The 25,914-nt window shown below is 71.6% G+C and carries 28 protein-coding genes; 11 read left to right on the forward strand and 17 right to left on the reverse strand.

Annotation, left to right across the window (positions count from 1 at the left end):
* Positions 1–15: 15 nt before the first annotated feature.
* From C6N40_RS03875 to C6N40_RS03885, 3 genes are all read right to left on the reverse strand, one after another.
* On the reverse strand, positions 16–609 hold the full coding sequence (locus tag C6N40_RS03875) for a hypothetical protein (RefSeq protein ID WP_106989674.1): 594 nt from the start codon (positions 607–609) through the stop codon (positions 16–18).
* A 77-nt stretch (positions 610–686) separates the two neighbouring features.
* Positions 687–2,612, reverse strand: a complete 1,926-nt coding sequence (locus C6N40_RS03880) for an ATP-binding cassette domain-containing protein (protein WP_106989675.1) — start codon at positions 2,610–2,612, stop codon at positions 687–689.
* A gap of 38 nt (positions 2,613–2,650) precedes the next feature.
* Positions 2,651–3,040, reverse strand: a complete 390-nt coding sequence (locus C6N40_RS03885) for a hypothetical protein (protein ID WP_162782065.1) — start codon at positions 3,038–3,040, stop codon at positions 2,651–2,653.
* An 84-nt stretch (positions 3,041–3,124) separates the two neighbouring features.
* Between C6N40_RS03885 and C6N40_RS14525 the strand changes: the two genes are divergently transcribed.
* Complete coding sequence (locus tag C6N40_RS14525) at positions 3,125–4,213, forward strand: sterol desaturase family protein (protein WP_106989751.1); 1,089 nt, start codon at positions 3,125–3,127, stop codon at positions 4,211–4,213.
* An 8-nt stretch (positions 4,214–4,221) separates the two neighbouring features.
* On the opposite strand, the gene C6N40_RS03895 is transcribed toward C6N40_RS14525, so the two are convergent.
* The 3 genes from C6N40_RS03895 to C6N40_RS03905 form a co-directional block, all read right to left on the reverse strand.
* Positions 4,222–4,668, reverse strand: coding sequence for a CoA-binding protein (locus C6N40_RS03895; protein ID WP_106989677.1), 447 nt, complete (start codon positions 4,666–4,668; stop codon positions 4,222–4,224).
* 1 nt (position 4,669) lies between these two features.
* On the reverse strand, positions 4,670–5,152 hold the full coding sequence (gene slyD, locus C6N40_RS03900) for a peptidylprolyl isomerase (protein ID WP_106989678.1): 483 nt from the start codon (positions 5,150–5,152) through the stop codon (positions 4,670–4,672).
* 167 nt (positions 5,153–5,319) lie between these two features.
* The gene (locus tag C6N40_RS03905; RefSeq protein WP_106989679.1) at positions 5,320–5,529 is read right to left on the reverse strand and encodes a cold-shock protein; all 210 of its coding nucleotides are present in this window, start codon (positions 5,527–5,529) and stop codon (positions 5,320–5,322) included.
* Between the two features lie 173 nt (positions 5,530–5,702).
* Here C6N40_RS03905 and C6N40_RS03910 point away from each other — a divergent pair, with 173 nt between their 5' ends.
* Entirely contained in the window at positions 5,703–6,479 is a 777-nt protein-coding gene (locus C6N40_RS03910) for a ferredoxin--NADP reductase (protein ID WP_106989680.1), read from the forward strand.
* A 4-nt stretch (positions 6,480–6,483) separates the two neighbouring features.
* Here C6N40_RS03910 and C6N40_RS03915 read toward each other — a convergent pair whose 3' ends face one another.
* Positions 6,484–6,963, reverse strand: a complete 480-nt coding sequence (locus tag C6N40_RS03915) for a glutathione peroxidase (RefSeq protein WP_106989681.1) — start codon at positions 6,961–6,963, stop codon at positions 6,484–6,486.
* 164 nt (positions 6,964–7,127) lie between these two features.
* Here C6N40_RS03915 and C6N40_RS03920 point away from each other — a divergent pair, with 164 nt between their 5' ends.
* Positions 7,128–9,287 carry a M3 family metallopeptidase gene (locus tag C6N40_RS03920; RefSeq protein ID WP_106989682.1) on the forward strand — a complete coding sequence of 720 codons (2,160 nt, stop codon included), beginning with the start codon at positions 7,128–7,130 and terminating at the stop codon, positions 9,285–9,287.
* A gap of 72 nt (positions 9,288–9,359) precedes the next feature.
* Here C6N40_RS03920 and C6N40_RS03925 read toward each other — a convergent pair whose 3' ends face one another.
* Both C6N40_RS03925 and C6N40_RS03930 read right to left on the reverse strand, forming a co-directional pair.
* Complete coding sequence (locus C6N40_RS03925) at positions 9,360–9,812, reverse strand: PA2169 family four-helix-bundle protein (protein WP_106989683.1); 453 nt, start codon at positions 9,810–9,812, stop codon at positions 9,360–9,362.
* Positions 9,813–10,068: 256 nt separating this feature from the next.
* On the reverse strand, positions 10,069–10,554 hold the full coding sequence (locus C6N40_RS03930) for an NUDIX hydrolase (protein ID WP_106989684.1): 486 nt from the start codon (positions 10,552–10,554) through the stop codon (positions 10,069–10,071).
* Positions 10,555–10,598: 44 nt separating this feature from the next.
* Between C6N40_RS03930 and C6N40_RS03935 the strand changes: the two genes are divergently transcribed.
* Positions 10,599–11,876, forward strand: coding sequence for a TIGR03862 family flavoprotein (locus C6N40_RS03935; RefSeq protein WP_106989685.1), 1,278 nt, complete (start codon positions 10,599–10,601; stop codon positions 11,874–11,876).
* Here the strand turns inward: C6N40_RS03935 and C6N40_RS03940 are convergent.
* Together C6N40_RS03940 and C6N40_RS03945 are read right to left on the reverse strand one after the other, a co-directional pair.
* Positions 11,844–12,716 (reverse strand): FKBP-type peptidyl-prolyl cis-trans isomerase, encoded by an 873-nt coding sequence (locus tag C6N40_RS03940; protein WP_106989686.1) that lies wholly within the window; start codon positions 12,714–12,716, stop codon positions 11,844–11,846. The two genes, C6N40_RS03935 and C6N40_RS03940, sit on opposite strands and share 33 nt — an antisense overlap.
* A gap of 50 nt (positions 12,717–12,766) precedes the next feature.
* The gene (locus C6N40_RS03945) at positions 12,767–13,480 is read right to left on the reverse strand and encodes a pseudouridine synthase (RefSeq protein WP_106989687.1); all 714 of its coding nucleotides are present in this window, start codon (positions 13,478–13,480) and stop codon (positions 12,767–12,769) included.
* A 257-nt stretch (positions 13,481–13,737) separates the two neighbouring features.
* Between C6N40_RS03945 and C6N40_RS03950 the strand changes: the two genes are divergently transcribed.
* On the forward strand, positions 13,738–13,926 hold the full coding sequence (locus C6N40_RS03950) for a hypothetical protein (protein WP_106989688.1): 189 nt from the start codon (positions 13,738–13,740) through the stop codon (positions 13,924–13,926).
* A 67-nt stretch (positions 13,927–13,993) separates the two neighbouring features.
* Here C6N40_RS03950 and dbpA read toward each other — a convergent pair whose 3' ends face one another.
* Together dbpA and C6N40_RS03960 are read right to left on the reverse strand one after the other, a co-directional pair.
* Complete coding sequence (gene dbpA, locus C6N40_RS03955; protein WP_106989689.1) at positions 13,994–15,361, reverse strand: ATP-dependent RNA helicase DbpA; 1,368 nt, start codon at positions 15,359–15,361, stop codon at positions 13,994–13,996.
* 34 nt (positions 15,362–15,395) lie between these two features.
* On the reverse strand, positions 15,396–15,995 hold the full coding sequence (locus tag C6N40_RS03960; protein WP_106989752.1) for a rhomboid family intramembrane serine protease: 600 nt from the start codon (positions 15,993–15,995) through the stop codon (positions 15,396–15,398).
* Between the two features lie 87 nt (positions 15,996–16,082).
* Between C6N40_RS03960 and C6N40_RS03965 the strand changes: the two genes are divergently transcribed.
* Genes C6N40_RS03965 through C6N40_RS03985 form a run of 5 tightly spaced genes read left to right on the forward strand, consistent with a single transcriptional unit; the run spans position 16,083 to position 22,477 of the window.
* Positions 16,083–17,288: a lytic murein transglycosylase gene (locus C6N40_RS03965; RefSeq protein ID WP_106989690.1), complete on the forward strand. Its 1,206-nt coding sequence runs from the start codon at positions 16,083–16,085 to the stop codon at positions 17,286–17,288.
* Positions 17,289–17,326: 38 nt separating this feature from the next.
* A complete protein-coding gene (gene ypfJ, locus C6N40_RS03970) occupies positions 17,327–18,187 on the forward strand; it encodes a KPN_02809 family neutral zinc metallopeptidase (protein ID WP_106989691.1) in 861 nt (286 codons plus the stop codon).
* Between the two features lie 4 nt (positions 18,188–18,191).
* On the forward strand, positions 18,192–18,923 hold the full coding sequence (locus C6N40_RS03975; protein ID WP_240183442.1) for an ABC transporter ATP-binding protein: 732 nt from the start codon (positions 18,192–18,194) through the stop codon (positions 18,921–18,923).
* Positions 18,920–21,283: an ABC transporter permease gene (locus C6N40_RS03980; protein WP_106989692.1), complete on the forward strand. Its 2,364-nt coding sequence runs from the start codon at positions 18,920–18,922 to the stop codon at positions 21,281–21,283. The genes C6N40_RS03975 and C6N40_RS03980 overlap by 4 nt, the downstream gene beginning before the upstream one ends.
* 3 nt (positions 21,284–21,286) lie before the next feature.
* Positions 21,287–22,477, forward strand: coding sequence for an efflux RND transporter periplasmic adaptor subunit (locus C6N40_RS03985; protein ID WP_106989693.1), 1,191 nt, complete (start codon positions 21,287–21,289; stop codon positions 22,475–22,477).
* Positions 22,478–22,483: 6 nt separating this feature from the next.
* Here the strand turns inward: C6N40_RS03985 and C6N40_RS03990 are convergent, their stop codons facing one another.
* Genes C6N40_RS03990 through C6N40_RS04000 form a run of 3 tightly spaced genes read right to left on the reverse strand, consistent with a single transcriptional unit; the run spans position 22,484 to position 24,480 of the window.
* A complete protein-coding gene (locus tag C6N40_RS03990) occupies positions 22,484–23,404 on the reverse strand; it encodes an acyltransferase (RefSeq protein WP_240183443.1) in 921 nt (306 codons plus the stop codon).
* A 51-nt stretch (positions 23,405–23,455) separates the two neighbouring features.
* On the reverse strand, positions 23,456–23,920 hold the full coding sequence (locus C6N40_RS03995) for a thiol-disulfide oxidoreductase DCC family protein (RefSeq protein WP_106989694.1): 465 nt from the start codon (positions 23,918–23,920) through the stop codon (positions 23,456–23,458).
* Positions 23,917–24,480, reverse strand: a complete 564-nt coding sequence (locus tag C6N40_RS04000; RefSeq protein ID WP_106989695.1) for a GbsR/MarR family transcriptional regulator — start codon at positions 24,478–24,480, stop codon at positions 23,917–23,919. The genes C6N40_RS03995 and C6N40_RS04000 overlap by 4 nt, the downstream gene beginning before the upstream one ends.
* Before the next feature lie 89 nt (positions 24,481–24,569).
* On the opposite strand from C6N40_RS04000, the gene C6N40_RS04005 reads away from it, so the two are divergent.
* Positions 24,570–25,550 carry an NAD(P)H-binding protein gene (locus tag C6N40_RS04005; RefSeq protein WP_106989696.1) on the forward strand — a complete coding sequence of 327 codons (981 nt, stop codon included), beginning with the start codon at positions 24,570–24,572 and terminating at the stop codon, positions 25,548–25,550.
* On the opposite strand, the gene C6N40_RS04010 is transcribed toward C6N40_RS04005, so the two are convergent.
* The gene (locus C6N40_RS04010) at positions 25,547–25,912 is read right to left on the reverse strand and encodes a DUF6164 family protein (protein WP_106989697.1); all 366 of its coding nucleotides are present in this window, start codon (positions 25,910–25,912) and stop codon (positions 25,547–25,549) included. The two genes, C6N40_RS04005 and C6N40_RS04010, sit on opposite strands and share 4 nt — an antisense overlap.
* Between the last annotated feature and the right edge of the window lie 2 nt (positions 25,913–25,914).

Genomic DNA, 25,914 nt, shown 5'->3' on the forward strand with positions numbered 1-25,914 from the left:
CGCCGCCAGCAGGTCTCACTCGCCGCCGGTCGGGCCGCCCACGGCGCTGTCCCAGTTGCCGCGCAGGTACTCGACGACCAGGCCGGTCACCCGCTCGAGCATGGCCTTGTCGGCGCCGCCGAAGCTGTAGGCGCCGGCCATGCCGGCGGCGTGCTGGTAGAACTCGGGTTCGGCAACGAGCTCGCCACTGGCGGCATCGACCAGCCGCACCCGGAGCAGGACGCGCGACTTGCCGGCGAAGGCGCCGGCGAAAACCCGCTTGCCGCCCGAGATGTAGCGGATGCCGGCCACGTAGGGCTCGATCCTCAGCACCCGCTCGGGCTCGTTCGCCGCCGGGCGGGCATTGACCTCGGCCAGCCACGGCCCGATGCGCTCGTCGAGGTTCGCCTGCAGGTTCACCAGGGCAGCCTCGTTGGGCCTCTGGCCGGCCCAGGGCGCGCCCATGGTGATCTTCGCCACCTCGAAGCGGTCGAAGCCGGACAAGGCCTCGGACGGCGCGGGATTGGTGGCCGACGAAGCCTTGATGTCTTCCTTGGCGACCACGGCGGTCGAAAGGCCGGCAAGGAGGAGTACGGCGCCGAGCTGGCGCAGGAAACGGGCGTTGAACATGCTTGGATCCCCTGGTGTTGTGTCGGCCGCAACGGTGGCGGCCCCCGGGAAGCTAGCAGAATCGCGCGGGGTCTTGCCTATTCGAGCTCGGACCAGCGGGCGTAGGCCTGCTCTAGATCGGCCTGCAGCGCCGACAGCCGGGCATTGGCGGCGGCGACGGCGTCGGGGCCCTGCTGGTACAGGCCCGGGTCCTGGACCGCGGTGGTGGCTTCGGCGAGCTCGGCCTCCAGCCGCTCGATGCGGACGGGCAACTCGTCGAGCTCGCGCTGGTCCTTGTAACTGAGCTTGCGCCTGGGCGTGGCAGCCGCGGCCGATGGCGCGGGCGCGGGCGCGGGGGCCGGTTTCGCCACCGCCGCGGGCGTCGTCGCCGGGCGCGCGGCCGCCCTGCCCGCCTCGGCGGCCTGCGCGGCGGCGATGCGGGCCGACATCGGCCGCTGGCGCAGCCAGTCGCTGTAGCCGCCGACGTAGTCGCCGACCCGGCCATTGCCTTCCATCACCAGCGAGCTGGTGACCACGTTGTCGATGAACTCGCGGTCGTGCGAGACCAGGATCAGCGTGCCCGGGTAGTCGATCAGCAGCTCCTCGAGCAGCTCCAGCGTCTCGACGTCGAGGTCGTTGGTCGGTTCGTCCATCACCAGCACGTTCGAAGGCCGCGCGAACAGCTTGGCCAGCAGCAGCCGGTTGCGCTCGCCGCCGGAGAGCTTGGTGATGGGCGAAAGCGCGCGCTCGGGGCTGAACAGGAAGTCCTGCAGGTAGCCCATCACGTGCTTGCGGGCGCCGTTGATCTCGATGAACTCGCGGCCCTCGGAGACGTTGTCGAGCGCGTTCCAGTCCTCGCGCAGGGCGCCGCGCAGCTGGTCGAAGAACGCGATCTCGAGGTTGGTGCCCACGCGGATCTCGCCGGCGGTGGGCTGCAGCTGGCCGAGCAGGAGCTTGAGCAGGGTGGTCTTGCCCGAGCCGTTGGGGCCGATCAGGCCGACCTTGTCGCCGCGCTGGATGACGGTGTCGAGCCCGCGAACGATCACCTTGTCCCCGAAGGCGAAGTCCACGCCACGGGCCTCGAACACGCGCTTGCCGGACTTGTCGGCGGCGGCCGCCGCCATGCGCACGTTGCCCTGCTGCTCGCGTCGCTCGGCGCGCTCGCGGCGCATGGCCTTGAGCGCCGTCACCCGGCCCTCGTTGCGGGTCCGGCGGGCCTTGATGCCCTGGCGGATCCAGACCTCTTCCTGCGCCAGCTTCTTGTCGAACAGCGCATTGGCCTGGGCCTCGGCGTGCAGCCGTTCCTCGCGCCGGCGCAGGTAGTTGGCGTAGTCGCCGGGCCAGCTGCTCACCTGGCCGCGGTCGATCTCGACGATGCGGGTGGCCAGGTTGCGCAGGAACTGGCGGTCGTGGGTGACGAAGACCACCGAGCCGGCGAAGTTCTTCAGGAACTCCTCGAGCCAGGCGATCGATTCGATGTCCAGATGGTTGGTGGGTTCGTCGAGCAGGAGCACGTCGGGCGCCGCGACCAGGGCCTGGGCCAGCAGCACGCGGCGCTTGAGGCCGCCCGAAAGCGCGGCGAAATCGGCGTCCTCGGGCAGGTCGAGCTTGCTGATCACCTGCTCGACGCGCTGCTCGATCTGCCAGCCGTTGCCGGCGTCGATGCGCGCCTGCACCTCGCCGAGCTCGTCCATGTCGATGTCGGCGCCGTCATGCAGCAGGTGGTGGTAGCGCGCCAGGTCGGCGCCCAGCCCGCCCAGCCCCATGGCCACCACGTCGAAGACGGTTCCCGCCACGCCCTGGGGCACCTCTTGCGCCAGGCCGGCCACGCGGCCATCGCGGCGCAGCACGCCGTCGTCGGGCACGATCTGGCCGGCCAGCAGGCGCAGCAGGGTGGATTTTCCGGCGCCGTTGCGGCCGACGATGCAGACGCGCTCGTTCGGCTCGATCGTGAGGTTCACGGCTTCGAGCAGCAGCGGTCCGCCGACGCCGTAGTCGACGCCTTGCAGGGTGATCAGGGACATGCGGCCATTCTATCGCGGGCGGGGGGCCGCCGGCGGCTTCAGGCGCTGCCGTGCTTTAGCCAGTGGTCGGCCATCGCCTCGGAAATGAACACCCGCCCGACGGCGCCGCGCTCGCGCGCCAGGATCTCGCCGTGCTCGACGTGGCCCATCAGCTCGACCCGGCCGACCACGAAGGCCACCTGCAGCTTGTCCAGGCCCAGGGAGAACAGGACGTCGATGGTCATCTCGATGTCGCGCTCGCCCTCGAATTCGCCGAGCTTCTCGACCACCATCAGCTTGGCGGCCTTGCGGCGCCGGCATTCCGCCGCGACTTCGGACCAGTAGGCGATGGAGATGGCCCGGCTGTCCCGGGGGCCGGTGACCAGCGCATGCAGGTAACCGGGGCGATCTTCGTAGCGGATGCTGATATCGGGGGGAAGCTGGGACACGGAAGCCATCTGCGCGGGGGGTCGCACATTCTAACCGCTCGGGCCGGCTTGCGCCGGGGCGGCTCGGGCGCGAAGGTGGCGGCCATGGCCCACGCCCGCTCCTGGACCGCGCACATCTCCGCCCTGCTGGGGCTGTCCTGCCTGGCAGGCGTGCTGTGTTTCCATTTCCCCGAACTGCTCACCAGCCAGGCCTTCCGGCAGGTTTATACCGAGGGGTTCGCCCGCAGCCTGCTGCTGGGCGGGCTGGTGTCCGCCTTCGCGCTGGGCACGCTGGCCATCCTGCGGGGGCGCGACCGCCGGGTGGCACTGACCGGCGTCGGCGCCGCCACGCTGGCGGTGCTGCTGGGAGGCGTGCACATCGAGCTGGGCAGCATCGGCCAGACCCCCTGGTCGCTGGGCCTGGACTGGTTCGTGGTGTCGCTGTTCTTCTCGGCCCTGGTGTTCGTGCCGATCGAGCGCCTGCTCGGACGCGTGCCGCTTTTGCCGCTGCGGCCCGAGTGGCGCACCGACCTGGCCTACTTCTTCGCCAGCCACGTCGGCGTGCAGTTCATCCTGCTCATGGTCACGGCCTGGACCAGCGGGGTGGCGGCCCTGGTGGCCTTCCCGGCGCTGTCGGCGGCGATCCAGTCGCTGCCGGCCTGGCTGCAGTTCCTGCTGGCGGTACTGTGCGCCGACCTCGCCCAGGCGCTCGCGCATCGGACCTACCACCGCCAGGCCTGGCTCTGGCGCGTGCACGCGGTGCACCACAGCAGCCGGCACCTGGACTGGCTGGCCGGCTCGCGCATGCACCTGCTCGAGATCCTGCTCACCCGCGGGCTGGTGCTGCTGCCGCTGGTGCTGCTGGGCTTCTCGCCGGGCGTGGTCAACGCCTACGTGATCCTGGTGGGCCTGCAGGCGGTGCTGGCGCACGCCAACCTCGGCCTGCGCTTCGGCTGGCTCGAGTACGTGCTGGTGCTGCCGCGCTACCACCACTGGCACCACGCGCGCCGCGCCGACTACACCGACGCCAACTACGCCATCCACCTGCCGCTGGTGGACATGCTGATGGGCACCTTCCGGCTGCCCCGCGACGGCAGCTGGCCGGAGGAATACGGCGTGATGGAGGCCGGCTCGGTGCCGGCGGGCTTCTGGCGCCAGCACCTGGCGCCGTTCCTGCCCCGGCGGGACGGCTGAGGCCGGACTCAGTCCAGGCCGAGCAGGCGCTGGTGGTCGACCAGGATGCAGCGGTCCTGCACCACGTCGATGCCGGCGGCCAGCAGTGCCGCCGCGAAGGCGTCGTCGCGGATGCCCAGCTGCAGCCAGACGGCCGGCGGGCGCTTGGCCAGGATGTCGTCCAGGTGCGGCGCCAGGTCCTTCGGGCGCCGGAAGACGTTCACCAGGTCGATGTCGCCGGGAATGTCGGCCAGCCGGCGATACACCGGCTGGCCGAGGATGCGCTCGACCTCGGGGTAGTACACCGGCACCGGCACGATCTCGTAGCCGGCGCGCTCCATGTAGCGCGGCACGTCGATGGACGGCTGGCCGCGCTGGGCCTCGGTTTTGATGCCGAGCACGGCGATGCGCCGTGCCCGCAGGAGCAGGGCCTTGAGCCCGGCGTCGTCGTCGATGAGCTTGCCGGGCGTGGCCATGTCAGTGGTGGTGGCCGCCGGCGCCGTGCACGTGGCCGTGGGCCAGTTCCTCGACGCTGGCGTCGCGCACTTCCACCACCTCGATGGCGAAGTGCAGGTTCTGGCCGGCCAGCGGGTGGTTGCCGTCGACGGTGACCATGCCGTCCTCGATCTTGGCGATGACCACCGAGATCGCGCCCTGCGGGGTCTGCGCCTGGAAGGCCATGCCCACCTCGAGTTCGTCCACGCCCTGGAAGGCCTCGCGCGGCACGGTCTGGATCAGCATCTCGTTCGGGGTGCCATAGCCCTCCTCGGGCGAGACGACCACGTCGAACTTGTCGCCGGCGCTGCGGCCCTCGAGCGCCTTCTCCAGGCCCGGGACGATGTTGCCGGCGCCATGCAGGTAGGCCAGCGGCTGGGCACCGGCGGACGAATCGATCACCTTGCCGGCGTCATCGGTGAGGGTGTAGTGGAAGGTCGCGACGGTGCGCTCGGCGATCTGCATTGAGGATCCTTGGGGAACGAGGGGGAGAGCCGGCCGGGAACCCGGCGGCGGAGAACAATCGGGGGCATAGGCTAGGCCATGGCCCCCGCGGGCGCAAATTTGCCGCCCTCAAAAGCGAGGCCCCGGTCGTCGCCGACCGGGGCCCCGATATGCCGCGGGAAGGCGCCTTACAGCGGCTGCACTTCGTCCGCCTGCATGCCCTTCTGGCCCTTGACGAGCTTGAAGGTGACCTTCTGGCCTTCCTGCAGGGACTTGAAGCCGGTGCCCTGGATGGAACGGAAGTGGACGAACACGTCCTCGCCGTTCTCGGGGGTGATGAAACCAAAGCCCTTGGCGTCGTTGAACCACTTCACGGTGCCGGTCTGACGGTCAGACATATCTCATTCCTTGTAACAATTAAGGTTGGGTACCCACGATCAGCCAGGCTACCCGGCAACCGCAGTGCGCCCACCCTACCCGCTTACGACGGGGAAAGCGAATGCTTTAGAATAGTGGACTGCCGGATCGCCCGCCGCCGCCCGCCGATCCCCCACTTCCCCACGGGATTCCGATGTCCGCCTTCGCCACCGAGCGGGTCCTGACCGTACGGCACTGGACCGACGCGTATTTCAGCTTCACCACCACCCGGGACGACGGGCTGCGCTTCGACAACGGCCAGTTCGTGATGATCGGCCTGGAGGTCAACGGCCGGCCGCTGATGCGCGCCTATTCGATCGCCAGCGCCAACTGGGAAGAGCACCTGGAATTCTTCTCGATCAAGGTGCCCGACGGCCCGCTCACCTCGCGCCTGCAGCACATCCAGCCGGGCGACGACCTGCTGGTGAGCCGCAAGCCCACCGGCACCCTGCTCATCTCCGACCTGCACCCGGGCCGCAACCTCTACCTGCTGGCCACCGGCACGGGCCTGGCGCCCTTCCTGGGCGTGATCAAGGACCCGGAGACCTACGAGCGCTTCGACCGGGTCATCCTGACGCACGGCGTGCGCAACGTGGCCGACCTGGCCTACCACGACTACATCACCCGGGAGCTGCCGCGGCACGAGTACCTGGGCGAGGTGATCAGCCAGAAGCTGCTGTACTACCCGGCCGTCAGCCGCGAGCCCTTCCGCCACCCGGGCCGGCTGACGACCCTGATGGAATCGGGCCAGATGATGCGCGACCTCGGCATCGAGCCGCTCGACGGCGAGAAGGACCGCGCCATGATCTGCGGCAGCCCGCAGATGCTGGCCGACTTCCGCACCCTGCTCGACGCCCGCGGCTTCAACGCCGCGCCGCGCATCGGCACGCCCGGCCAGTACGTCTTCGAGCGCGCCTTCGTCGAGAAGTAAGGCCTTACAGCGCCTTTTCGATGTCCTTGCGGATCGACTCGGGCTTGTCCGTCGGCGCGTAGCGCTTGAGCACCTTGCCGTCGCGGCCGACCAGGAACTTGGTGAAGTTCCACTTGATCGCCTCCAGGCCCAGCAGCCCGGCCTTTTCCGACTTGAGCCACTTCCACAGCGGGTGGGCGTTGCCGCCGTTGACCTCGACCTTGCCGTACATCGGGAAGCTGACGTCGTAGGTGAGCGAACAGAAGTTGCGGATCTCCTCGGCGTCGCCCGGCTCCTGGTGCCCGAACTGGTCGCAGGGGAAGCCCAGCACCACCAGGCCGCGGTCGCGGTAGTCGCGCCAGAGCTGCTCCAGGCCCTCGTACTGGGGCGTGAAGCCGCACTTGGAGGCGGTGTTGACCACCAGCAGCACCTTGCCGCGCAGTTCGTCGAGCGACCGCTCCTGGCCGTCGAGCGTGGTGGCTTTGAAATCGAAGGCGGTGGTCATGGCGGTCTCCGGTGGCGGGCGGCCAGACTAGCGCAAGGCGCCCGCCCGCGGCGCAGGTTTCACATGGCCTTTACGTCCGCCCGGTGTCGCATGCCTTTCGTCACGGTCGGGCCGGCGGGTCATCGGTTACGCTTCGGAGGTTACCCGTCCCTCGAGGAATCCCGATGAAGTCCAAGCTGTCCCTCGCGCTGGCCGCCGCCCTGGCCACCGCCACCCCCGGCCTGCTGCATGCCGCAGACGCGCCCGCCCCCGCCCAGGCCGCCGAGCCGGTGTCGGCCAACCCCTTCTTCACGGTTTCCAGCCTGCCCTACCAGGCGCCGCGCTTCGACCTGATCAGGAACGAGCACTACCAGCCGGCGCTCGAGCGCGGCATGGCCGAGCAGCGCGCCGAAATCGACGCGATCGCCGCCAATCCGGACGCGCCGACCTTCGAGAACACCATCGTCGCCATGGAGAAGACCGGCGCCCTGCTCAACCGCACCGCCGCGGTGTTCGGCAACCTGGCCGGCGCCCACACCAACCCCGAGATCCAGAAGGTGCAGGCGGCGCTGGCGCCGAAGTTCGCCGCCCACCAGGACGCCATCCTGCTCGACGGCACGCTGTTCGCCCGCGTCAAGTCGCTGCACGACCAGCGTGACGCCCTGGGCCTGGACGACCAGTCCAAGCGCCTGCTCGAGCGCTACTACATCGACTTCGTGCGCGCCGGCGCCAACCTGTCCGACGCCGACAAGGAAACGCTCAAGGCGATGAACGCCGAGCTGGCCAGCCTGGCCACCACCTTCAGCCAGAACGTGCTCAAGGAAGTGAACACCTCGGGCGTGCTGGTCGAGGACGTGGCCGAACTCGACGGCCTGCCCGCGGAAGCGGTCACCGCCGCCGCCGAGGCCGCCAAGGCCGCCGGCCACGAGGGCAAGTGGCTGATCGCCCTGCAGAACACTTCCGGCCAGCCGCCGCTGACCAACCTCACCAACCGCGCCCTGCGCCAGCGCATCATGGAAGCCTCGCTGACGCGCGGCACGCGCGGCAACGAGTACGACAACACCGCCATCGTCGCCAAGGTCGCGCAGCTGCGCGCCGATCGCGCCAGGCTGCTGGGTTACGACAACCACGCCCACTATGTGCTCGAGGACGAAACCGCCGGCACCGTGGCGGCCGTCAACAAGCTGCTCTCCGACCTGGCCCCGGCCGCGGTGGCCAACGCCCGCAAGGAAGCCGCCGAGATGCAGGCGATCATCGACGCCGAGGGCGGCGGCTTCGAGCTCGGCGCCGCCGACTGGGCCTTCTATGCCGAGAAGGTGCGCCAGCAGAAGTACGCCTTCGACGAATCGCAGCTGCGCCCCTATTTCGAGATCAACAACGTGCTCGAGAAGGGCGTGTTCTACGCCGCCGGCCAGCTCTTCGGCCTGCAGTTCAAGGAGCGCAAGGACATCCCGGTCTACCACCCCGACGTGCGCGTCTGGGAGGTGTTCGAGGCCGACGGCAGCCCGCTGGGCCTGTTCTACGGCGACTTCTACGCCCGCCCGACCAAGCGTGGCGGCGCCTGGATGAACGCCTACGTGCCGCAGAACGGCCTCACCGGCACCCGCCCGGTGGTGGCCAACCACCAGAACATTCCCAAGCCGTCCGAGGGCCAGCCGACCCTGATGACCTTCGACGAGGTCACCACCATGTTCCACGAGTTCGGCCACGCGCTGCACGGCCTGTTCTCGGACGTGAAGTACCCGCAGTTCGCCGGCACCTCGGTGCCGCGCGACTTCGTCGAGTACCCGTCGCAGGTCAACGAGATGTGGGCCACCTGGCCCTCGATCCTGGCCAACTACGCCAAGCACCACCAGACCGGCGAGCCGATCCCGCAGGCCCTGCTGGACAAGGTGCTGGCGGCCGAGCAGTACGGCCAGGGCCACGCCACCACCGAGTACCTGGCCGCGGCCATGCTCGACCAGGCCATCCACCAGCAGACCGCCGGCAATGTGGCCACCGACGCCCTGGCCTTCGAGGCGCAGGCGCTCAAGGCGGCCGGCCTGGACTACGCGCCGGTGCCGCCGCGTTACCGCAGCGCCTACTTCTCGCACATCATGGGCGGCTATTCGGCGGGCTACTACGCCTACCTGTGGTCTGAGGTGCTCGACGCCGAGTCGGTGGAGTGGTTCAAGGAGAACGGCGGCCTCAAGCGCGAGAACGGCGACCACTTCCGCCGCACCCTGCTCTCGCAGGGCGGCAGCAAGGACGCCATGCAGCTGTTCCGCGACTTCCGCGGCCGCGACCCGGAAGTCCGCCCGCTGCTGGTCCGCCGCGGCCTGGACGAGGCGATCGGCGACGAGTAAGCCCCCGCTTCGTGGCACAAAAAAACCGCCCGGATCGCTCCGGGCGGTTTTCTTTTGGGCCGGGCGCGGGGCTCAGGCGTTGCGCTGGCAGGCGCGCAGCTCCTTGTTGAGCACCTCGGCCTTGGAGACGTACTGCTTGGCCAGCACGCGCACCACGAAGCTGTGCTCGCGGTCGAGCACGACCTTCTGGAAAGTCGTCTGCAGCTGGCCTTCGATCTCGGCCATGCGGGTGAAGCGCTCGGCCGGCGACTCCGGCCACTGCTTGCGCATGCCGGCGTAGACCTTGCTCAGCTCGCCCAGCGCGCTCGCCGGCTTCTTGGCGGTGGTCTTCTTCGCCTTGGCCTTCGGGGCCGGCTTCACTTCACCCGAGAGCTCCGCCGCCAGTTCCGACTTGGCCTTGGCCAGTTTCGCGAACAAGGCGCTGACCTTTTTGTCTTTCACCTTCTGGGCCGCTTCTTCGTAGAACGCGGTGCCATCCTCGCTGATGTCGATCAGGTCGGAAATGCTGCTGCTGGTGTCGGTCATGCGGCGCTCCTTGGCGTGATGAAAGGACAGCGCGATCGTCCCGCCACCCAGACCAGGCGACGGAATGCCCCGGGAAGCAGGGCCAGGCGATCACGAAGGAAAGCTCTTGCAGGCGTTCCGCCGGACCATGGGTCGGTTTGGAACGCGTTAAGGATACGCCCCGGGCCGTAAAAATTAGGTTATCCGGATGGCCATCGCCGTTTCAAACGCATGAAAGAAACCGCTTCACGGACGATGACTGCACGTTAGCAGACATTCAACGCGAATAGGACCATGACAGCATCCGCCCCTGCCGGTAGGGCATCACCCCGTGGAAGGGCCGGGGGTCGCCATCGAAGACCAGGGGCAGGAAATGCCGGTCGCCTTCCCACAGCGGCAGCTCCCCCAGCCGGTCCAGGTCGACCCAGTGCAGGTCGCCCTCGGCATTGCTCGCGGGGGGCTCGCCGCGGAAGCGGTCGATGAGGAAGATGAAACCCAGCCAGTCCTCGCCCTGCTTGCCGAAGCCGGGCCAGCTGATCGTGCCGCGCAGCTGCAGCGACTCGCACTCGATGCCCGCTTCTTCGTGGATTTCGCGGCGCATTCCCGCCATCACGTCCTCGTCGGCCTCGAGCTTGCCGCCCAGGCCGTTGTACTTGCCCAGGTGGTTGTCGCCGGGACGGGCGTTGCGGTGGACCATCAGGCAGCGGCGGCGGTCGGGCGAGAGCACATAGCCCAGGGTGGCGACGATTGGGGTATACGGCACGGCGGGTCTCGGCTTGAAGGGCAAAGGCCAAGCATAATCGCCCCATGCACGTGACTCCCCTGCCCGGCCTCGCCATCGTCGGCGGCGGCCCCGCCGGCCTGATGGCCGCCGAAGCCGCCCGCGCCGAAGGCGTCGACGTGGACCTGTTCGATGCCATGGGCTCGGTGGGCCGCAAGGTGCTGATCGCCGGCAAGGGCGGCCTCAACCTCACCCACTCGGAAGGTTTCGAATCCTTCGTCGGCCGCTACGGCGGGCGCAGCGCCAGCGTGCGCCGCTGGCTCGAGGCCTTCGGCGCCGACGACCTTCGTCAATGGGCCCGCGGCCTGGGCATCGAGACCTTCGTCGGCAGTTCCGGCCGGGTCTTTCCCTCCGACCTCAAGGCCGCGCCCCTGCTGCGCGGCTGGGTGCGGCGCCTGCGCGAACAGGGCGTGCGCTTCCACCTTCGCCACCGCTGGACCGGCTTCGGCGAAGGCGGCGCGCTGCGCTTCGATACGCCCGAGGGCCCTCGCAGCTTCCGCGCCGGCGCGACGGTGCTGGCGCTGGGCGGCGGCAGCTGGCCGCAGCTGGGCTCCGACGGCGCCTGGGCCCCGATGCTGGCCGACGCCGGCTTCGACGTCGCGCCGCTGCAGCCGGCCAACTGCGGCTTCGACGCCGGCTGGAGCGAGCACTTCGCCAGCCGGCACGCCGGCGCCCCGCTCAAGCCGGTGCGCCTGGCCCTGGGCTGGGAGTCACCGCTGCGCTGGCGCCAGGGCGAGTGCGTGGCCACTGCCACCGGCCTCGAGGGCAGCCTGGTGTATGCGCTGTCGGCGGCGCTGCGCGAGCGCATCACGCAGCACGGCGAGGCCCTGCTGCTGGCCGACCTGGTGCCCGGCCGCGACGTCGCCCGCCTGGCCCGCGACCTTGCCCGCCCGCGCAACGGCCGCAGCCTCAGCGAGCACCTGCGCCGACAGGCCGGGCTGTCGGGCGCCAAGGCCGGGCTGCTGCGCGAATGCCTGCCCGCCGAAGTGCTCAACGGCGAGCCGGCCGGGCTCGCGGCCGCGATCAAGGCCCTGCCGATCCGGCTCACGGCGGCGCGGCCCATCGCCGAAGCCATCTCCAGCGCCGGCGGCCTGCGGCTGGAGGCACTCGACGACGACCTGATGGTCCGCGACCACCCGGGCCTGTTCGCCGCCGGCGAGATGCTCGACTGGGAAGCGCCGACCGGTGGTTACCTGCTCACCGCCTGCCACGCCAGCGGCCTGCTGGCCGGGCGCGCCGCGGCGCGCTGGCTGGCGCGGGGCGGTGACGGCTCAGTCGGCGGGCAGCGCCTCGGGGTCGGCTGAGGCGACATCGCCGCCGGGCGCCGCGCCCGGCGCGACGAACCCGTAGAGCGTGACATCGAACACCAGCCGGCCCGCCGGCGCGCCCGGAGGCGGGTTCTCGCCGTAGGCCAGGGCCGCGGGGATCCAGAACCGGAAACGATCGCCGCGCGCCATCAGCTGCACGCCCTCGCGCCAGCCCGACACCACCTGGGACAGCGGGAAGGAGGCGCGCTGGCCGCGCATGAGCGAGCTGTCGAACACGCGCCCGTCCGTGGTCCAGCCGGTGTAGTGCACCAGCACCATGTCGCCCGGGCCCGGGCGGTTTCCGCCCTTGCCGCGCGCGAGCACCCGGTAGACCAGGCCGCTGTCGGTGGCCACGGCGTCGGCGGGCGGCGTCAGCAGGTCGGCCGGCGCGCGGGTCGGGTCGTCGCCGCCGAGCACCGTCACGTCGAAGACATGCGGCAGCGCCGGCATGCCCGGGTAACCCGGCCCCATGGCCGCGGCCGAGATCCACCAGCGCCGGGTCTCGCCCGCCGGCGTGGTCAGCAGCGCCCGCGCCAGGCCCGGCTGCTCGCGCGCCAGGTCGCGGACCCAGCGGCGGCTCACGCCCTGCTGGCGGCTGTTGAAACGGGTGCGGCCATCGGCGCTCCAGCCGTCGATGCGGTACTCGAGCACCGGGTCGCGCACGTAGGCGGAGGCGTCGGGACCGCGCTTGATCACCTTGAAGGCCATGCCGCTGGCGCCGGCTTCGGCATCGGCCGGCGGCGCGTCGAGCGGCCGGGGCGCCGGCAGGGGCGCCACCTGGGCGCCGGCCAGGCCGGCCATCAGGAGCAGGAGGACGAACAGCGGCAGGCGTGGCATCGGAACGACTCGCGGTGTGGTTGCTGGCCGCGAAGGTTAGCAGGCCCGGCTCACCAGTCGCTGTGTTCCGGCAGCAGCCCGCGCAGTTCGGCCTCGGTGAGGTTGCGCCAGCGGCCGGGCTTGAGCTCGCCCAGGCGCACGTTGGCGATGCGGATGCGCCGCAGCTGGGTGACGCGGTAGCCAAAGGCCGCGGCCATCAGGCGGATCTGCCGGTTCAGGCCCTGGGTGAGCACGATGCCGAAGCCGAACTTGGCGATGCGCCGGGTGCGGCAGGGCAAGGTCATCTGGTTGTGGATGCGCACGCCGCGGGCCATGCCGCGCAGGAACTCCTCGGTGACGGGCTTGTTCACGCCCACCAGGTATTCCTTTTCCTTCTTTTCCTCGGAGCGCAGGATCCGGTTGACGATGTCGCCGTTGCTGGTGAGCAGGATCAGCCCTTCCGAATCCTTGTCGAGCCGGCCGATCGGGAAGATGCGCTGCTCGTGCCCGACGAAGTCGACGATGTTCCCGGCCACCGAGGTGTCGGTGGTGCAGGTGATGCCCACCGGCTTGTTGAGCACGATGTAGACATGGCGGCGGGCGCCGGGTTTGGCCTCGCGACGGCGCAGGGGCTGGCCATCGACTTCCACCACGTCGCCTTCGGCCACCTGGGTGCCGATGCCGGCGCGCTGGCCGTTCACGCTCACCCGCCCCTCGGCGACCAGGCGGTCGGCCTCGCGGCGGGAGCAGTGGCCGGTCTCGGCGATGTGCTTGTTGACTCGCATGGGGTGCCGCGCTGCGTCAGAAGTGGCGCGCATGCTGGCATGGCGGCGCCGGCAAGTCACCCGCCGGCCCGAAGCCGGCGCTTGTGTGCCGGGCATGCCGGCGTTCGCACATCTTGGGTTCGACCGGGGGCAATCCGTGAACCGCCTCACACTTTGCCCGCGCTGGACGCCGCGGTGGCCGGGCGCGCCCGGGCGCTGGCACGGAACCTGCAGCACTACGCCTGCAAGCCAACGTCCCCCGCCGCCAGGAGCCAGCCATGGGCATCGTTATCCCTTTTCCGCGCAAGCAGGTCATCGACGACGAGCTGGCCGTCCAGCTCTGGGAGTTGGTGATGGCCGGCGAGATCGGCACGCCCGAGTTCCGTCGCCTCGACGCCGAGATCCGCCGCCGCCGCGAACTGCGCGAGCCGGCCGCCGTTGCAGGCGCGGCGGGTCCCCGGCGCTGATGCCCGTGGCCACCCTCACCGGGACCCGCTGGGCCGGGCGCAGCCGCGCCCGCCCGCGCCATCGCCGTCAGCCCAGCTTCCGTACCCGCACGCTGCGGCCCTTGACCTTGCCCGTGCGCAGCCTGTCCATGGCCTTCTGGGCCTGGCTGCGCTCGATGGCCACGTAGGTGCGGGTCGGGTAACCGGCGATCTTGCCGATCGCGCCGACCTCCAGCCCGCCGGGCCCGGTCAGCGCACCCACCACGTCGCCGGGGCGCAGCTTGTCGGTGCGCCCGGCATCGATCACCAGGGTCTGCATGGCCGGCGGCCGCGGCCGCGCCGGCTTGCGCGACAGGTCGATGCGCTCGAACCGCGCCGCCTGCCCCAGGCGCTCCTCGATGGGGATGATCCGGCGCCGCTCCTCGTTCGCCACCAGGGCCAGCGCCAGGCCGGGCTGGCCGGCGCGGCCGGTGCGGCCGATGCGATGGGTGTGGATGTCGGCATCGCTGGCCAGGCCATGGCTGACCACCACCGGCAGCCCGGCGATGTCGATGCCGCGCGCGGCCACGTCGGTGGCCACCAGCACGCTGCAGCTGCCGTTGGCGAAACGCACCAGCACTTCGTCGCGGTCGCGCTGGTCGAGGTCGCCGTGCAGGGCCAGCGCGGCGAACCCCCGGTCCTGCAGGGCGTCGCACAGCTGCTGCACGTCGCGGCGGGTGTTGCAGAACACCAGCGCCGACGGCGGCGCCAGGTCGCCGAGCAGCAGCGCGATGGCGTCGGCCTTGCGGGGCGGCTCGACCTCGTAGAAGCGCTGCTCGATCGCCGCGGCTTCGTCCTCCACCACGATGCGCTCGGGCTCGCGCTGGAAGCGCGCGCCCAGGGCCGCGATGCCCTCGGGGAAGGTGGCCGAGAACAGCAGCGTCTGGCGGTCGGCCGGCGCCTGGCCGAGGATGCCGGCGATGGCGTCGGCGAAGCCCATGTCGAGCATGCGGTCGGCCTCGTCGAGCACGGCCACGCGCAGTGCGTCGAGTCTGAGCGCGCCCTCGTCCATCAGCTCCTGGATGCGCCCGGGCGTGCCCACCACCACCGCCGGCGGGTGCACCAGCGAGGCCAGGTGCGGGCGCAGCGGCACGCCGCCGCAGAACACCGAGACCTTCAGGTTGGGCATCAGCCGGCCGAGCCGGCGCAGCTCGCGCGCGACCTGGTCGGCCAGCTCCCGGGTCGGGCACAGCACCAGCGACTGCACGCCGGCGGCGGCCGGGTCCACGCGCGAGAGCAGCGCCAGGCCGAAGGCGGCGGTCTTGCCGCTGCCGGTGCGGGCCTGGGCGGTCACGTCGCGGCCGGCCAGCATCGGCGGCAGGCTGGCAGCCTGGACCGGGGTCATGGCGGTGTAGTCGAGCGAGGCCAGGGCCTGGAGCAGGGCCGGCGAAAGGGGAAGCTGGGCGAAGTCGGTCATGCGGCATTCTCGCACGCCGCATTCGAGCCGCGGCTCAGGGGCTGAGCAGGCTCGCCATGAAGTGCCCGAGCACGCGTGGCTCCATCAGCACCGTGAACAGCACGCCGTAGGCGGCGCCGGCCAGGTGGGCGCTGTGGTTCACCTGGTCGGCCTTGCGGTGGTTCATGTACACCGAATAGCCGGTGTAGAGCACGGCGAAGATGATCGCCGGCACCGGGATCACGTACACGTAGATCGTCGCCCAGGGCTGGAGCAGCACGAAGGCGAACAGCACCGCCGACACCGCGCCCGAGGCGCCGAGCGTGGCGTAGTTGGGGTCGTGCCGGTGGCGCAGGTAGCTCGGCAGCGCCGAGACCACCAGGGCCGAGGCGTAGAAGCCCAGGAACCCCCACGGCCCGAGGTACTGGCCGTAGAACTGCTCCATCAGCCGGCCGAAGAAGTACAGGGTGAACATGTTGAACAGCAGGTGCATGAAGTCGCCGTGCACCAGGCCATAGCCGATGAAGCGGTCGTACTGGCGGCCACGCGACACCGCCGGCGGCCACAGCAGCAGCCGCTGCAGCAGCTTGTCGTTGTTGAAGCCAGCCCACGACACCAGCACGGTGACGATGATGATGGCGATGGTCAGGCTCAATTCCATGGGCGTCCCTTCCTCTGCGTCCGGCGCAGCATACCGCCTGCCGCCAGCGACGATTCAGTCCGGCGATGGCAAAGTGCCGGGATGCGCCCCCTCGCCCTCCAGGTCCTGCTGCTGGCCCTGGCCAGCCCCGCCGCCCTCGCCGACGACATGGCCGCCTGCCTTGCCCGGCTCGAACCCCAGGCCCGCGCCGCCGGCGTGCCGGCCGAGGTGTTCCGGGCGAACACCCGCGACCTGGCCTGGGACCCGTCGGTGCTCGAAGCGCTCGACCACCAGCCCGAGTTCCGCACGCCGATCTGGGACTACCTGGCCGGCCTGGTCGACGAGCAGCGCGTGGCCGACGGCCAGGCCCGCCTGGCCGAACACGCCGCCCTGCTGGCGCAGATCGAACGCACGCACGGCGTCGATCCGGCGACGGTGGTCGCGGTCTGGGGCGTGGAGAGCGACTACGGACGCACCTTCGGCAGCAAGCCGCTGCTCGGCTCGCTGGCCACGCTGTCCTGCGCCGGACGCCGCCAGCCCTTCTTCCGCGGCGAGCTGTTCGCCCTGCTCAGGCTCATCCAGGCCGGCGACCTGCGCGCCGACGGGCTGGTGGGCTCCTGGGCCGGCGCCTTCGGCCACACCCAGTTCATGCCCTCGACCTACGCGCGCATCGCCGTGGACGGCGACGGCGACGGCCGCCGCGACCTCGTGGGTTCGATCCCCGACGCGCTCGCCTCGACCGCCCACTACCTGCGCAAGGCGGGCTGGCGCACCGGCCAGCCCTGGGGCTACGAGGTGGTGCTGCCCGCGGATTCCGACGCCCCGGTGAGCGGCCGCACGCAGCGACGCCCGCTCCCGCACTGGCGCGCCCGCGGCCTGCGGCGCGCCGACGGCGGCACCCTGCCGGCCGACGACCGCAACACCGCCCTGCTGCTGCCCGCCGGCCGCGACGGCCCGGCCTTTCTGGTGTTCAGGAACTACGACGCGATCTACAGCTACAACGCCGCCGAAAGTTACGCCCTGGCCATCGCCCTGCTGGCCGACCGCCTGCGCGGCGACGGCGGCCTGCGCGCCGCCTGGCCCACCGACGACCCGGGCCTGTCGCGGGCCGAACGCCGCGAGCTGCAGACGCTGCTGCTGGCCCGGGGCCATGCCATCGGTACCGTGGACGGCATGATCGGCCGGCTCAGCCGCGAGGCCATCGCCGCCGAGCAGCGCCGGCTGGGCTGGGCCGTGGATGGCCGCGCCGGCCAGCGCATCCTCGCCGCGCTGCGCGAAGACGCCCCCTCGCCCCCGCCGGCCGATTAGGCAACAATCGGGCTTGGTCCCCCCGCGGAGTCCGGCCCATGAAATGGCGCAGTGCACGTCGTTCCAGCAACGTCGACGACCGCCGCGGTGGCGGCGGCGGCGGAATGAAACTCGGCCTCGGTGGCGTGGCCATCGTCGTGGTGATCGGCCTGCTGATGGGCAAGAACCCGATGGAACTGCTGGGCATGGTGGCCCAGGTGCAGCAACAAATGCCCGCCGGCTCCAGCGGCCCGGCCCAGGCGCCGCCGGTGGACGACGAAGCCTCGCAGTTCGTGGCCGCCATCCTCGGCGAGACCGAGGACGTATGGAGCGCGGTGTTCGAAGCCAGCGGCAGCCGCTACACGCCGGCCACCCTGGTGCTGTTCAGCGGCCAGGTGCAGTCGGCCTGCGGCGGCGCCAGCGCCGCGGTGGGCCCGTTCTACTGCCCGGCCGACAAGCAGGTCTACATCGACCTGAGCTTCTTCGAGCAGATGGAGCGCCGCCTGGGCGGCGGCGGCGACTTCGCCGAGGCCTACGTGATCGCGCACGAAGTCGGCCACCACGTGCAGACGCTCACCGGCATCAGCCAGAAGGTGAACGACGTGCGCCGCCGCGGCGGCAACGTCGAGGGCGCGGACGGCCCACTGGTGCGCCAGGAACTGCAGGCCGACTGCTACGCCGGCCTGTGGGCGCACCACGCGCAGCGGCGCCACGCCTGGCTCGAGGCCGGCGACCTGGAGGAAGCGCTCAACACCGCCACCGCCATCGGCGACGACACCCTGCAGCGGCAGTCGCAGGGCCAGGTGGTGCCCGACTCCTTCACCCACGGCAGCGCCGAGCAGCGCGTGCGCTGGTTCCGGATCGGCTTCGAGAGCGGCGACGCCGGCCGCTGCGACACCTTCGCCGCCGCCCGGCTCTGAGCCCGTGGCCAGGGACGAGGCCCCCGGAAACCGCGAACCGGTGTTCCGGGCGCGCGGTCTGGCCAAGACCTATCGCATGGGCGAGGTCGAGGTCGCGGCCCTGCGCGGCATCGACCTGGACCTGTGGCCGGGCGAGTTCGTGGTGCTGCTCGGCGCCTCGGGCAGCGGCAAGTCCACCCTGCTCAACATCCTCGGCGGCCTGGACGCACCCAGCGCCGGCGAGGTGATCTGCCAGGGCCACCCACTCACCGGCGCCGGCGAGGCCGCGCTCACGCGCTTCCGGCGCGAGCACGTGGGCTTCGTCTTCCAGTTCTACAACCTCATCCCCAGCCTCACCGCGCGCGAGAACGTCGCCCTGGTGACCGAGATCGCGGCCGAGCCGATGACGCCGGAGGTCGCGCTGGCGATGGTCGGGCTGGAAGGACGCATGGACCACTTCCCGTCCCAGCTCTCCGGCGGCGAGCAGCAGCGCGTCGCCATCGCCCGCGCCATCGCCAAGCGGCCGGCGGTGATGCTCTGCGACGAACCCACCGGCGCGCTCGACTCGAAGACCGGCATCACCGTGCTCGAGGCGCTGGCGCGCACGCACCGCGAGACCGGCGCGCTGACCGTGATCATCACCCACAACGCGGTGATCGCGAACATGGCCGACCGCGTCATCCAGCTCAGCGACGGCCGCATCGCCGGCGAGCATCGCAACGCCCACCGCGCCGAGCCCTCGGAGCTGAGCTGGTGAAGGCGCTCGACCGCAAGCTGTGGCGCGAACTGCGCCAGCTGCGCGGGCAGACCATCGCCATCGCCCTGGTGCTGGTGGCCGGCATCGCCACCGTGGTGATGTCGCTCACGGCGTACCGCGCCCTGCACGACACCCGTGAACGCTTCTATGCCGGCTACCGCTTCGCCGACGTGTTCGCGCCGGTGGTGCGCGCGCCCTGGCCACTGCTGGAGGAACTGCGCGGGCTCGAGGGCGTGCAGGCCGCCGAGGGCCGCGTGCTGGCCAACGTAAACCTCGAGATCGAAGGTTTCGACGATGCCGCCAATGGCCTGATCGTATCGCTGCCCGACCCCGGGCAGGGCGGGCTGAACGCGCTCTTCCTGCGCGCCGGCCGCCTGCCCGACCCGCTGCGCGCCAACGAAGTGGTCCTCGGCGAGGCCTTCGCCGAGGCGCACGGGCTGCGGCCCGGCGACTCGCTGGCGGCGATCATCAACGGGCGCCGGCAGGTGCTGCAGGTGGCCGGCATCGGCCTGTCGCCGGAGTTCGTCTACCAGATCCGCCCCGGCGATGCCTTCCCGGACTATCGCCGCTACGGCGTGCTGTGGATGCAGCGCGAGCCGCTGGCGGCCGCGCTCGACCTCGACGGCGCCTTCAACGACGTGGTGCTGGCCTTGCGCCGCGGCGCCCGCGAAGCCGACGTCATCGATGCGCTGGACGCGCTGCTGGCGCCCTACGGCGGCCTGGGCGCGCACGGGCGCGAGCTGCAGACCTCGCATCGCTTCCTCGACGAGGAACTGGTGCAGCTGCGGGTGATGGTGCGGATGTTCTCGACGGTGTTCCTGGCCGTGGCCGCCTTCCTGCTGAACATCGTCATCGGCCGGCTGGTGAACACCCAGCGCGAGCAGATCGCCGTGCTCAAGGCCTTCGGCTACAGCCGCTGGGAAGTGGGCCGGCACTATGCGGCGCTGGTGGGGCTGATGGTGGGCGCCGGCCTGGTGCCGGGCGTGCTCGTCGGCGCCTGGCTGGGCCGCGGCATGGCCGACCTGTACGCCGACTTCTTCCGCTTCCCGTCCCTGGACTGGAGCCTCGACGCCGGCGTGCTGGCCCTGGCCGTTGCCTTCGCCGCGGCGGTGGCGGCGCTGGGCACCGCCACCGGCCTGCACCGCGCCTTCGCGCTCTCGCCGGCCGAGGGCATGCGCCCCGAGGCGCCGCCGGTGTTCCGCCGCGGCCGGCTCGAGGGCCCGCTGGTGCAGCACCTGGTCGATCCCGCGGCGCGCATGGTCCTGCGCACGCTGGTTCGCCGCCCGCTGCGCACGAGCCTCACTGTGTTCGGCATCGGCCTGGCCTGCGGCATCCTGCTCATGTCGCGCTTCTCGGAGACGGCCATCGACCAGATGATCGAGCTGCAGCTGGGATTCGCCCAGCGCGACGACCTGGCCGTCACCTTCGTCGAACCGCGCCCGGCGCGCGCCGCGCTCGAACTGGCCGCCCTGCCCGGCGTCGCCGCGGTCGAGCCGTTCCGGCAGGCGCCGGTGGTGCTGCGCAACGGCCACCGCGAGCACCGCCTCGCCGTGCTGGGCCTGCCGGCACGGGGCGACCTGCGCCGCCTGCTGGGACCTTCGCTGGCGCCGCTGCCGCTGCCCGCCGACGGCCTGGTGCTCACCGACTACCTGGCCGGCATGCTGGCACTGCAGCCGGGTGATGCCGTCGAAATGGAGTTCCTCGACGGCCGCCGCGAAACCGTCTCGCTGACGGTGCGCTCGCTGTCGCACGAGTACCTGGGCGTCGGCGCCTACCTCGAACTGTCGGCCCTGCAGCGGCTGCGCGGCGAACAGGACAGCCTTTCCGGCGCTTGGCTGCGGCTCGAGCCCGGCGCCCGCGAGCAGGTGATCCGGGCGCTGCGGGCCCGCCCCGGCGTCGCCGCCGCTACCGACCGCGCGGCCATGATCGAAGGCTTCCGCGACACCATGGCCGAGGTGGTGCTCACCTTCACCCTGATCGCCACCGCCATGGCCGCTGCCATCGCCATCGGCGTGGTCTACAACAGCGCGCGCATCTCGCTGTCCGAACGCAGCCGCGAGCTGGCCAGCCTGCGCGTGCTCGGCTACACCCGCGCCGAGGTCCGGGCCCTGGTCTCCGGCGAGCTGTTCACCCTCGCCGGCTTGGCGCTGCTGCCCGGCTTCGCGCTCGGCTATGCCCTCTGCGGCCTGCTGGTGTGGGGCTTCGAATCCGAGCTCTACCGCATTCCACTCGCGCTCTCGCCCGCCGGCCTGGGCACCGCCGGCCTGGTGGTGCTGGCGGCCACCGCCGCCTCGGTGCTGGCGGTGCGGCGCCGGGTGGACGGGCTGGACCTGATTGCGGTACTCAAGACCAAGGACTGAACCATGACCCGAGCCCGCATCCTCCGCTACAGCCTGATCGTCCTGGTGCTGGCCGCGCTGGCCTGGCTGGCGCTGCGCCCGGTGCCGGTGCCGGTGGACGCGGTGCCGGTCGAACGCGGCACCGTGGTCGACAGCGTCGAGGCGGAGGGTCGCACGCGCCTGGTGGACCGCTACCTGATCACCGCGCCGATCACCGCGCAGGCGCGTCGCCAGCAGCTCGAGGTCGGTGACCCGGTGCAAGTGGACCAGGTGCTGGTGGTGCTCGACCCGCTGCCGGCGCCCGCGCTCGACCCCCGCTCCCGGGCCGAGGCCCAGGCCCGCGCCGAGGCCGCCGAAAGCCGCCTGCGCGGCGCCAGCGAAGACCTGCAGTCGGCGCTGGCCGCGGCCGAGCAGGCCGCGCTCGACCTCGAACGGGCCGAATCACTGGCGCAGCGCGAGCTGGTGGCCCGCGACGCCGCCGACCGCGCCCGCACCCAGCACGAGCGGGCGGTGCGCGAAGCCGCCAGCGCCCGCTTCCGGCGCGCCACCGCCGCGCACGAGCTCGAGGCGGCGGGCGCCGCCCTGGCCCTGGGCAGCCGCGCCCGCAGCGACGAACCGGCGATGGAGCTGCAGGCGCCGGTGGCCGGCGTGGTGCTGCGCCGCCACTTCGAAAGCAGCCGCCCGGTGGTCGCCGGCGAGCCCCTGCTGGAGATCGGCGACCCGGCGGCGATGGAGGTCGAGGTGGACGTCCTCTCGGCCGACGCCGTGCGCCTGCGCGACGGCATGCCGGTGCAGCTGCACCGCTGGGGCGACCCCGAGCCGCTGCTCGGTCGCGTGCGCCGGGTCGAGCCGGCCGGCTTCACCAAGGTCTCGGCGCTGGGCGTCGAGGAGCAGCGCGTATGGGTGATCGTCGAGATCACCAGCGAACGCGAGCACTGGCTGAGGCTGGGCGATGCCTACCGGGTGAACGCCCGTTTCGAGCTGGCGCGGCGCGACGGCGTGCTGCGCGTGCCCGGCAGCGCGCTGTTCCGCGACGACCAGGGCGGCTGGGCGGTGTTCCGCGTGCAGGGCGACCGGGTCGAACGCGCGCCGGTGGAGACCGGCCTGCAGGGCGGCGGCTTCACCGAAATCACGGGTGGCCTGGCCGAGGGCGAGCAGGTCGTGGTGCACCCCGACCGTGCGCTCGAGGACGGCGGCCGCGTGCGCCTGCGCTGAAGCCGGTCAGCCCGCGGCCTGCTCCCAGGCGAACAGGCGGGCATCCTTGGCCTCCCAGAGCTCATTGAGCCAGGCCTGGAAACGCTTGCGGAATTCGCGGTCGGCCTCGTAGTCGGCGCCGGCGAAGCCTTCCGGCACCGGCAGCTCGCGCACGTACACGCGCACGGTGCGGATGCGGTTGGCGAACAGGTCGGCCAGGCTGGGCTGCTTGCGGTCGTAATGCAGGGTCACGTCCAGCACGCCGTCGAGCACGTCGCCCATGGCGCCGAACACGAAGGCCACGCCGCCGGCGCGCGGCCGCAGCAGGTGCTGGTAACCGCCGCCCTGCGCCGCCTGCTTGGCCGGCGTGAAGCGCGTGCCTTCGACGAAGTTCATCACCGAGGCCGGCACCTGCCGGAACTTCTGGCAGGCCTTGCGGGTGGCGGCCATGTCGCGGCCGGCCAGCTCGGGGCGTTTGGCCAGCTGGCTCTTGGTGGCCCGGCGCATGAAGGGGAAATCCAGCGCCCACCAGCACAGGCCCAGCACCGGCACCCAGATCAGCTGACGCTTGAGGAAAAAGCGCAGCAGCGGGATGCGCCGGTTGAACACCTTCTGCAGCACCGGGATGTCCACCCAGCTGCGGTGGTTGGCCAGCACCAGGTAGCGGCCATCGGCGCGCAGCGACTCCAGGCCCTCGACCAGGAAGCGGGTGCGGGTGAACAGGTCGGTCATGGCGCTGTTGACGCCGATCCAGCTCTCGGCGATCGCCGGCAGCAGGCGATCGAAGCCGCGGCGCAGCGGCGGCAGCGGCAAGGCCAGCTTGAGCAGCGCGGCGACGATGAGCAGCGGGCCGTGGAAGGCGGTGTTGAGCAGGAACAGCACCGCCGCCAGGGGCACCCGAAGTGGCGCGGGCAGGTACAGGAGCAGGGATTTGTCTGGCGACGACATCGTGCAACCGGCGTTCGGGAGGACCGCAGTTTACCAGCGCCGGCGGCCGCCTCAGGGCAGTTCGCAGCGCCCCGCCGCGCAGGCCCCGGCCCGGGCCTGGGCCCGTGCCGCCGCGCGACGCACCAGCCAGCCATAGGCGCGGTTGAGCCGCAGCTTCGACAGCGGCTGCCGCATCCGCGCCACCCAGGGGTACAGGCGGTCCCAGAGCGGCCGGAGCCGCGGATGGGCCCAGAGCCGCGCCACCGACACCAGGCCGGCGGCCGCGTAGGCGATCTCGAACACTTCGACGCCGCGGTACCAGCGCCCGGCGGCGTCGCGGGCATGGATCAGGCGCATCAGCGCGGCCTGGTCCAGCCCGGCGCCGGCCAGGGCCGGGTCGCTGAAGCCTGGCGCGGAGGCGTCGACCAGGACCAGGCGGCCTTCGCGGTCGTGGGCGAGCAGCGCGTGCATCTCCTCCCGGCAAAGCGGGCAGGAGCGGTCGTAGTAGATCTGCAGCGGCCAGACGACGGCGTTCATTTCTTCGATCCCTCGCGGAGCAGCTTCTGGATGCGGCTGCCGAGCTTCATCACCTTCATCAGCGTGGCCGGCTCGAGCCGCAGCATTTCCTCGCCCCAGGACGAGAGCGCGGTCATCAGCTGCAGGGTCTCGCGGATGCGCTGGCGGGCGCCGGCCTCCTCGTCGGCGAAGGCCGGGTCGGCGCTCAGTTCGGCGAGCATGGCCACCGTCGGGTCGAACTCGCGCGCCTTGCGTTCGCGCACCACGGTGCGGAACAGCTCCCAGACGTCCTTCGAGGTCTCGAAGTGGTCGCGGCGTTCGCCGACGAGATGGGCCACGCGCACGAGCTTGAGGTTGATCAGTTCGCGCAGGCTGTTGCTGACGTTCGAGCGCGCCACCACCAGCACCGAGGCGATCTCCTCGGCATCCATCGGGCGCCCGGACAGGAACAGCAGCGCATGCACCTGCGCCACCGTGCGGTTCACGCCCCAGCGCGAGCCCATTTCGCCCCAGTGCAGCACGAATCGCCGGCTGATCGGGCTGAGCGGGTCGCTGGCGGGAAGGGCGTGGACGGGGTCCATGGGAGCGCCTGTTCGGGGTGGCTTGCGGACAGGTTATTTCCGCCATATATTTCTGTCAAGACAGAAATCTCTGTCAGAAGGGGAATCCCATGAAGGCGAACGTTCCCGGCCCCGAACCCCGCGTACTGGTGCTCGGCGGCGCCGGCTTCATCGGCCGCCACGCCGTCGCCGCCCTGCTCGAACGCGGCCTGCGTCCCATCGTCGGCAGCCGTCGCCCGGCCCGGGCCGGGGCCCGCCTGCCGGCCTGCGCGCAGGACTGCCCGCGACGGGAGATCCACCTCGAACGCCTGCTCGACGCCGCCGACTGGCTGCCTCGGCTCGAGGACGTCGACGTGGTGGTGAACTGCGTCGGCATCCTGCGCCAGCGCGGCCATGAAACCTATGATCGCGTGCACCACCGCGGGCCCGCGGCGCTGGCCGCGGCCTGCCGCGAACGCGGCGTCCGGCTGGTGCATGTCTCGGCGCTGGGCCTGTCGGACGACGCGCGCAGCCGCTTCATCCGCTCCAAGCGCGCCGGCGAGCGGGCGATCCGCGCCAGCGGCGCCAACGCCTGCATCGTCCGCCCTTCCCTGCTCGACGCCGAAATCGGGGGGTATGGCGCCAGCTGGCTGCGCCGCGTCGCCCGCTGGCCCGTGCATCCGCTGCCCGCCGGCGCGGTCGGGCGCATCGCCGCGCTCGACGTGCGGGACCTGGGCGAGGCGCTGGCGCTGCTGGCGCTGCGGCCCGGTCTGCGCGGTCCCGAGGGGCCGGGCGAATTCGAGCTCGGCGGCCGCGAGGAGTTCACGCTGCACGAATACGTGGCGCGCCTGCGCGCGCTCGGGAACGACGCCCCGGCGCGGTACCTGCCCGTGCCCGATGCGCTGGTGCGGCTGGGCAGCCACGCCTGCGACCTGCTGCACCTGACGCCGTTCTCGTTCGGGCACTGGGAGCTGTTGCAGCGCGACAACCGCCCCTGCCGGGACGACCTCGGCCTGCTGCTCGGGCGCGCGCCGCGCCAGGTCGGCGCCGCCGCCGGCGCGGTCGTTCCGGCCCGCCTGCCCCGACCGGGAACGGCCGGCGCCCTGCCCTAGCGTCCCAGCAGCAGGAAGGGCAGCGTCACCAGGGCGAGCATCATCAGGATGCCCAGCACGGTGGCCGCGGCCTGGAGGGGCCGCTCGCGGAAGGCCGCCCAGGCCGAAGGCGCGCGACCCTCGGCGATCTCGAGCGCGCGCTCGGCGCGCATCCGGCTGGCGCGCTCGGCCTGGTAGCGCGCCAGGCGCTCGCGCGCCTGGTCGGCCTGCTCGTCGTGCGCCGCCCAGATGCCGCCACCGGACACGCCCCAGAGGCTGGGCTTGGTCTCGTACCACTCGACGCCCTCGGCATCGAGCAGGGCGCGCACTTCCTCGGCTTCGTCGCCGGGCACGTCGCGCAGGTTGAGCAGCAGCACCGGCATGC

Origin of the sequence: Arenimonas caeni, assembly GCF_003024235.1 — a bacterium.
In the GTDB taxonomy this organism is placed as follows: Bacteria; Pseudomonadota; Gammaproteobacteria; order Xanthomonadales; family Xanthomonadaceae; genus Arenimonas; species Arenimonas caeni.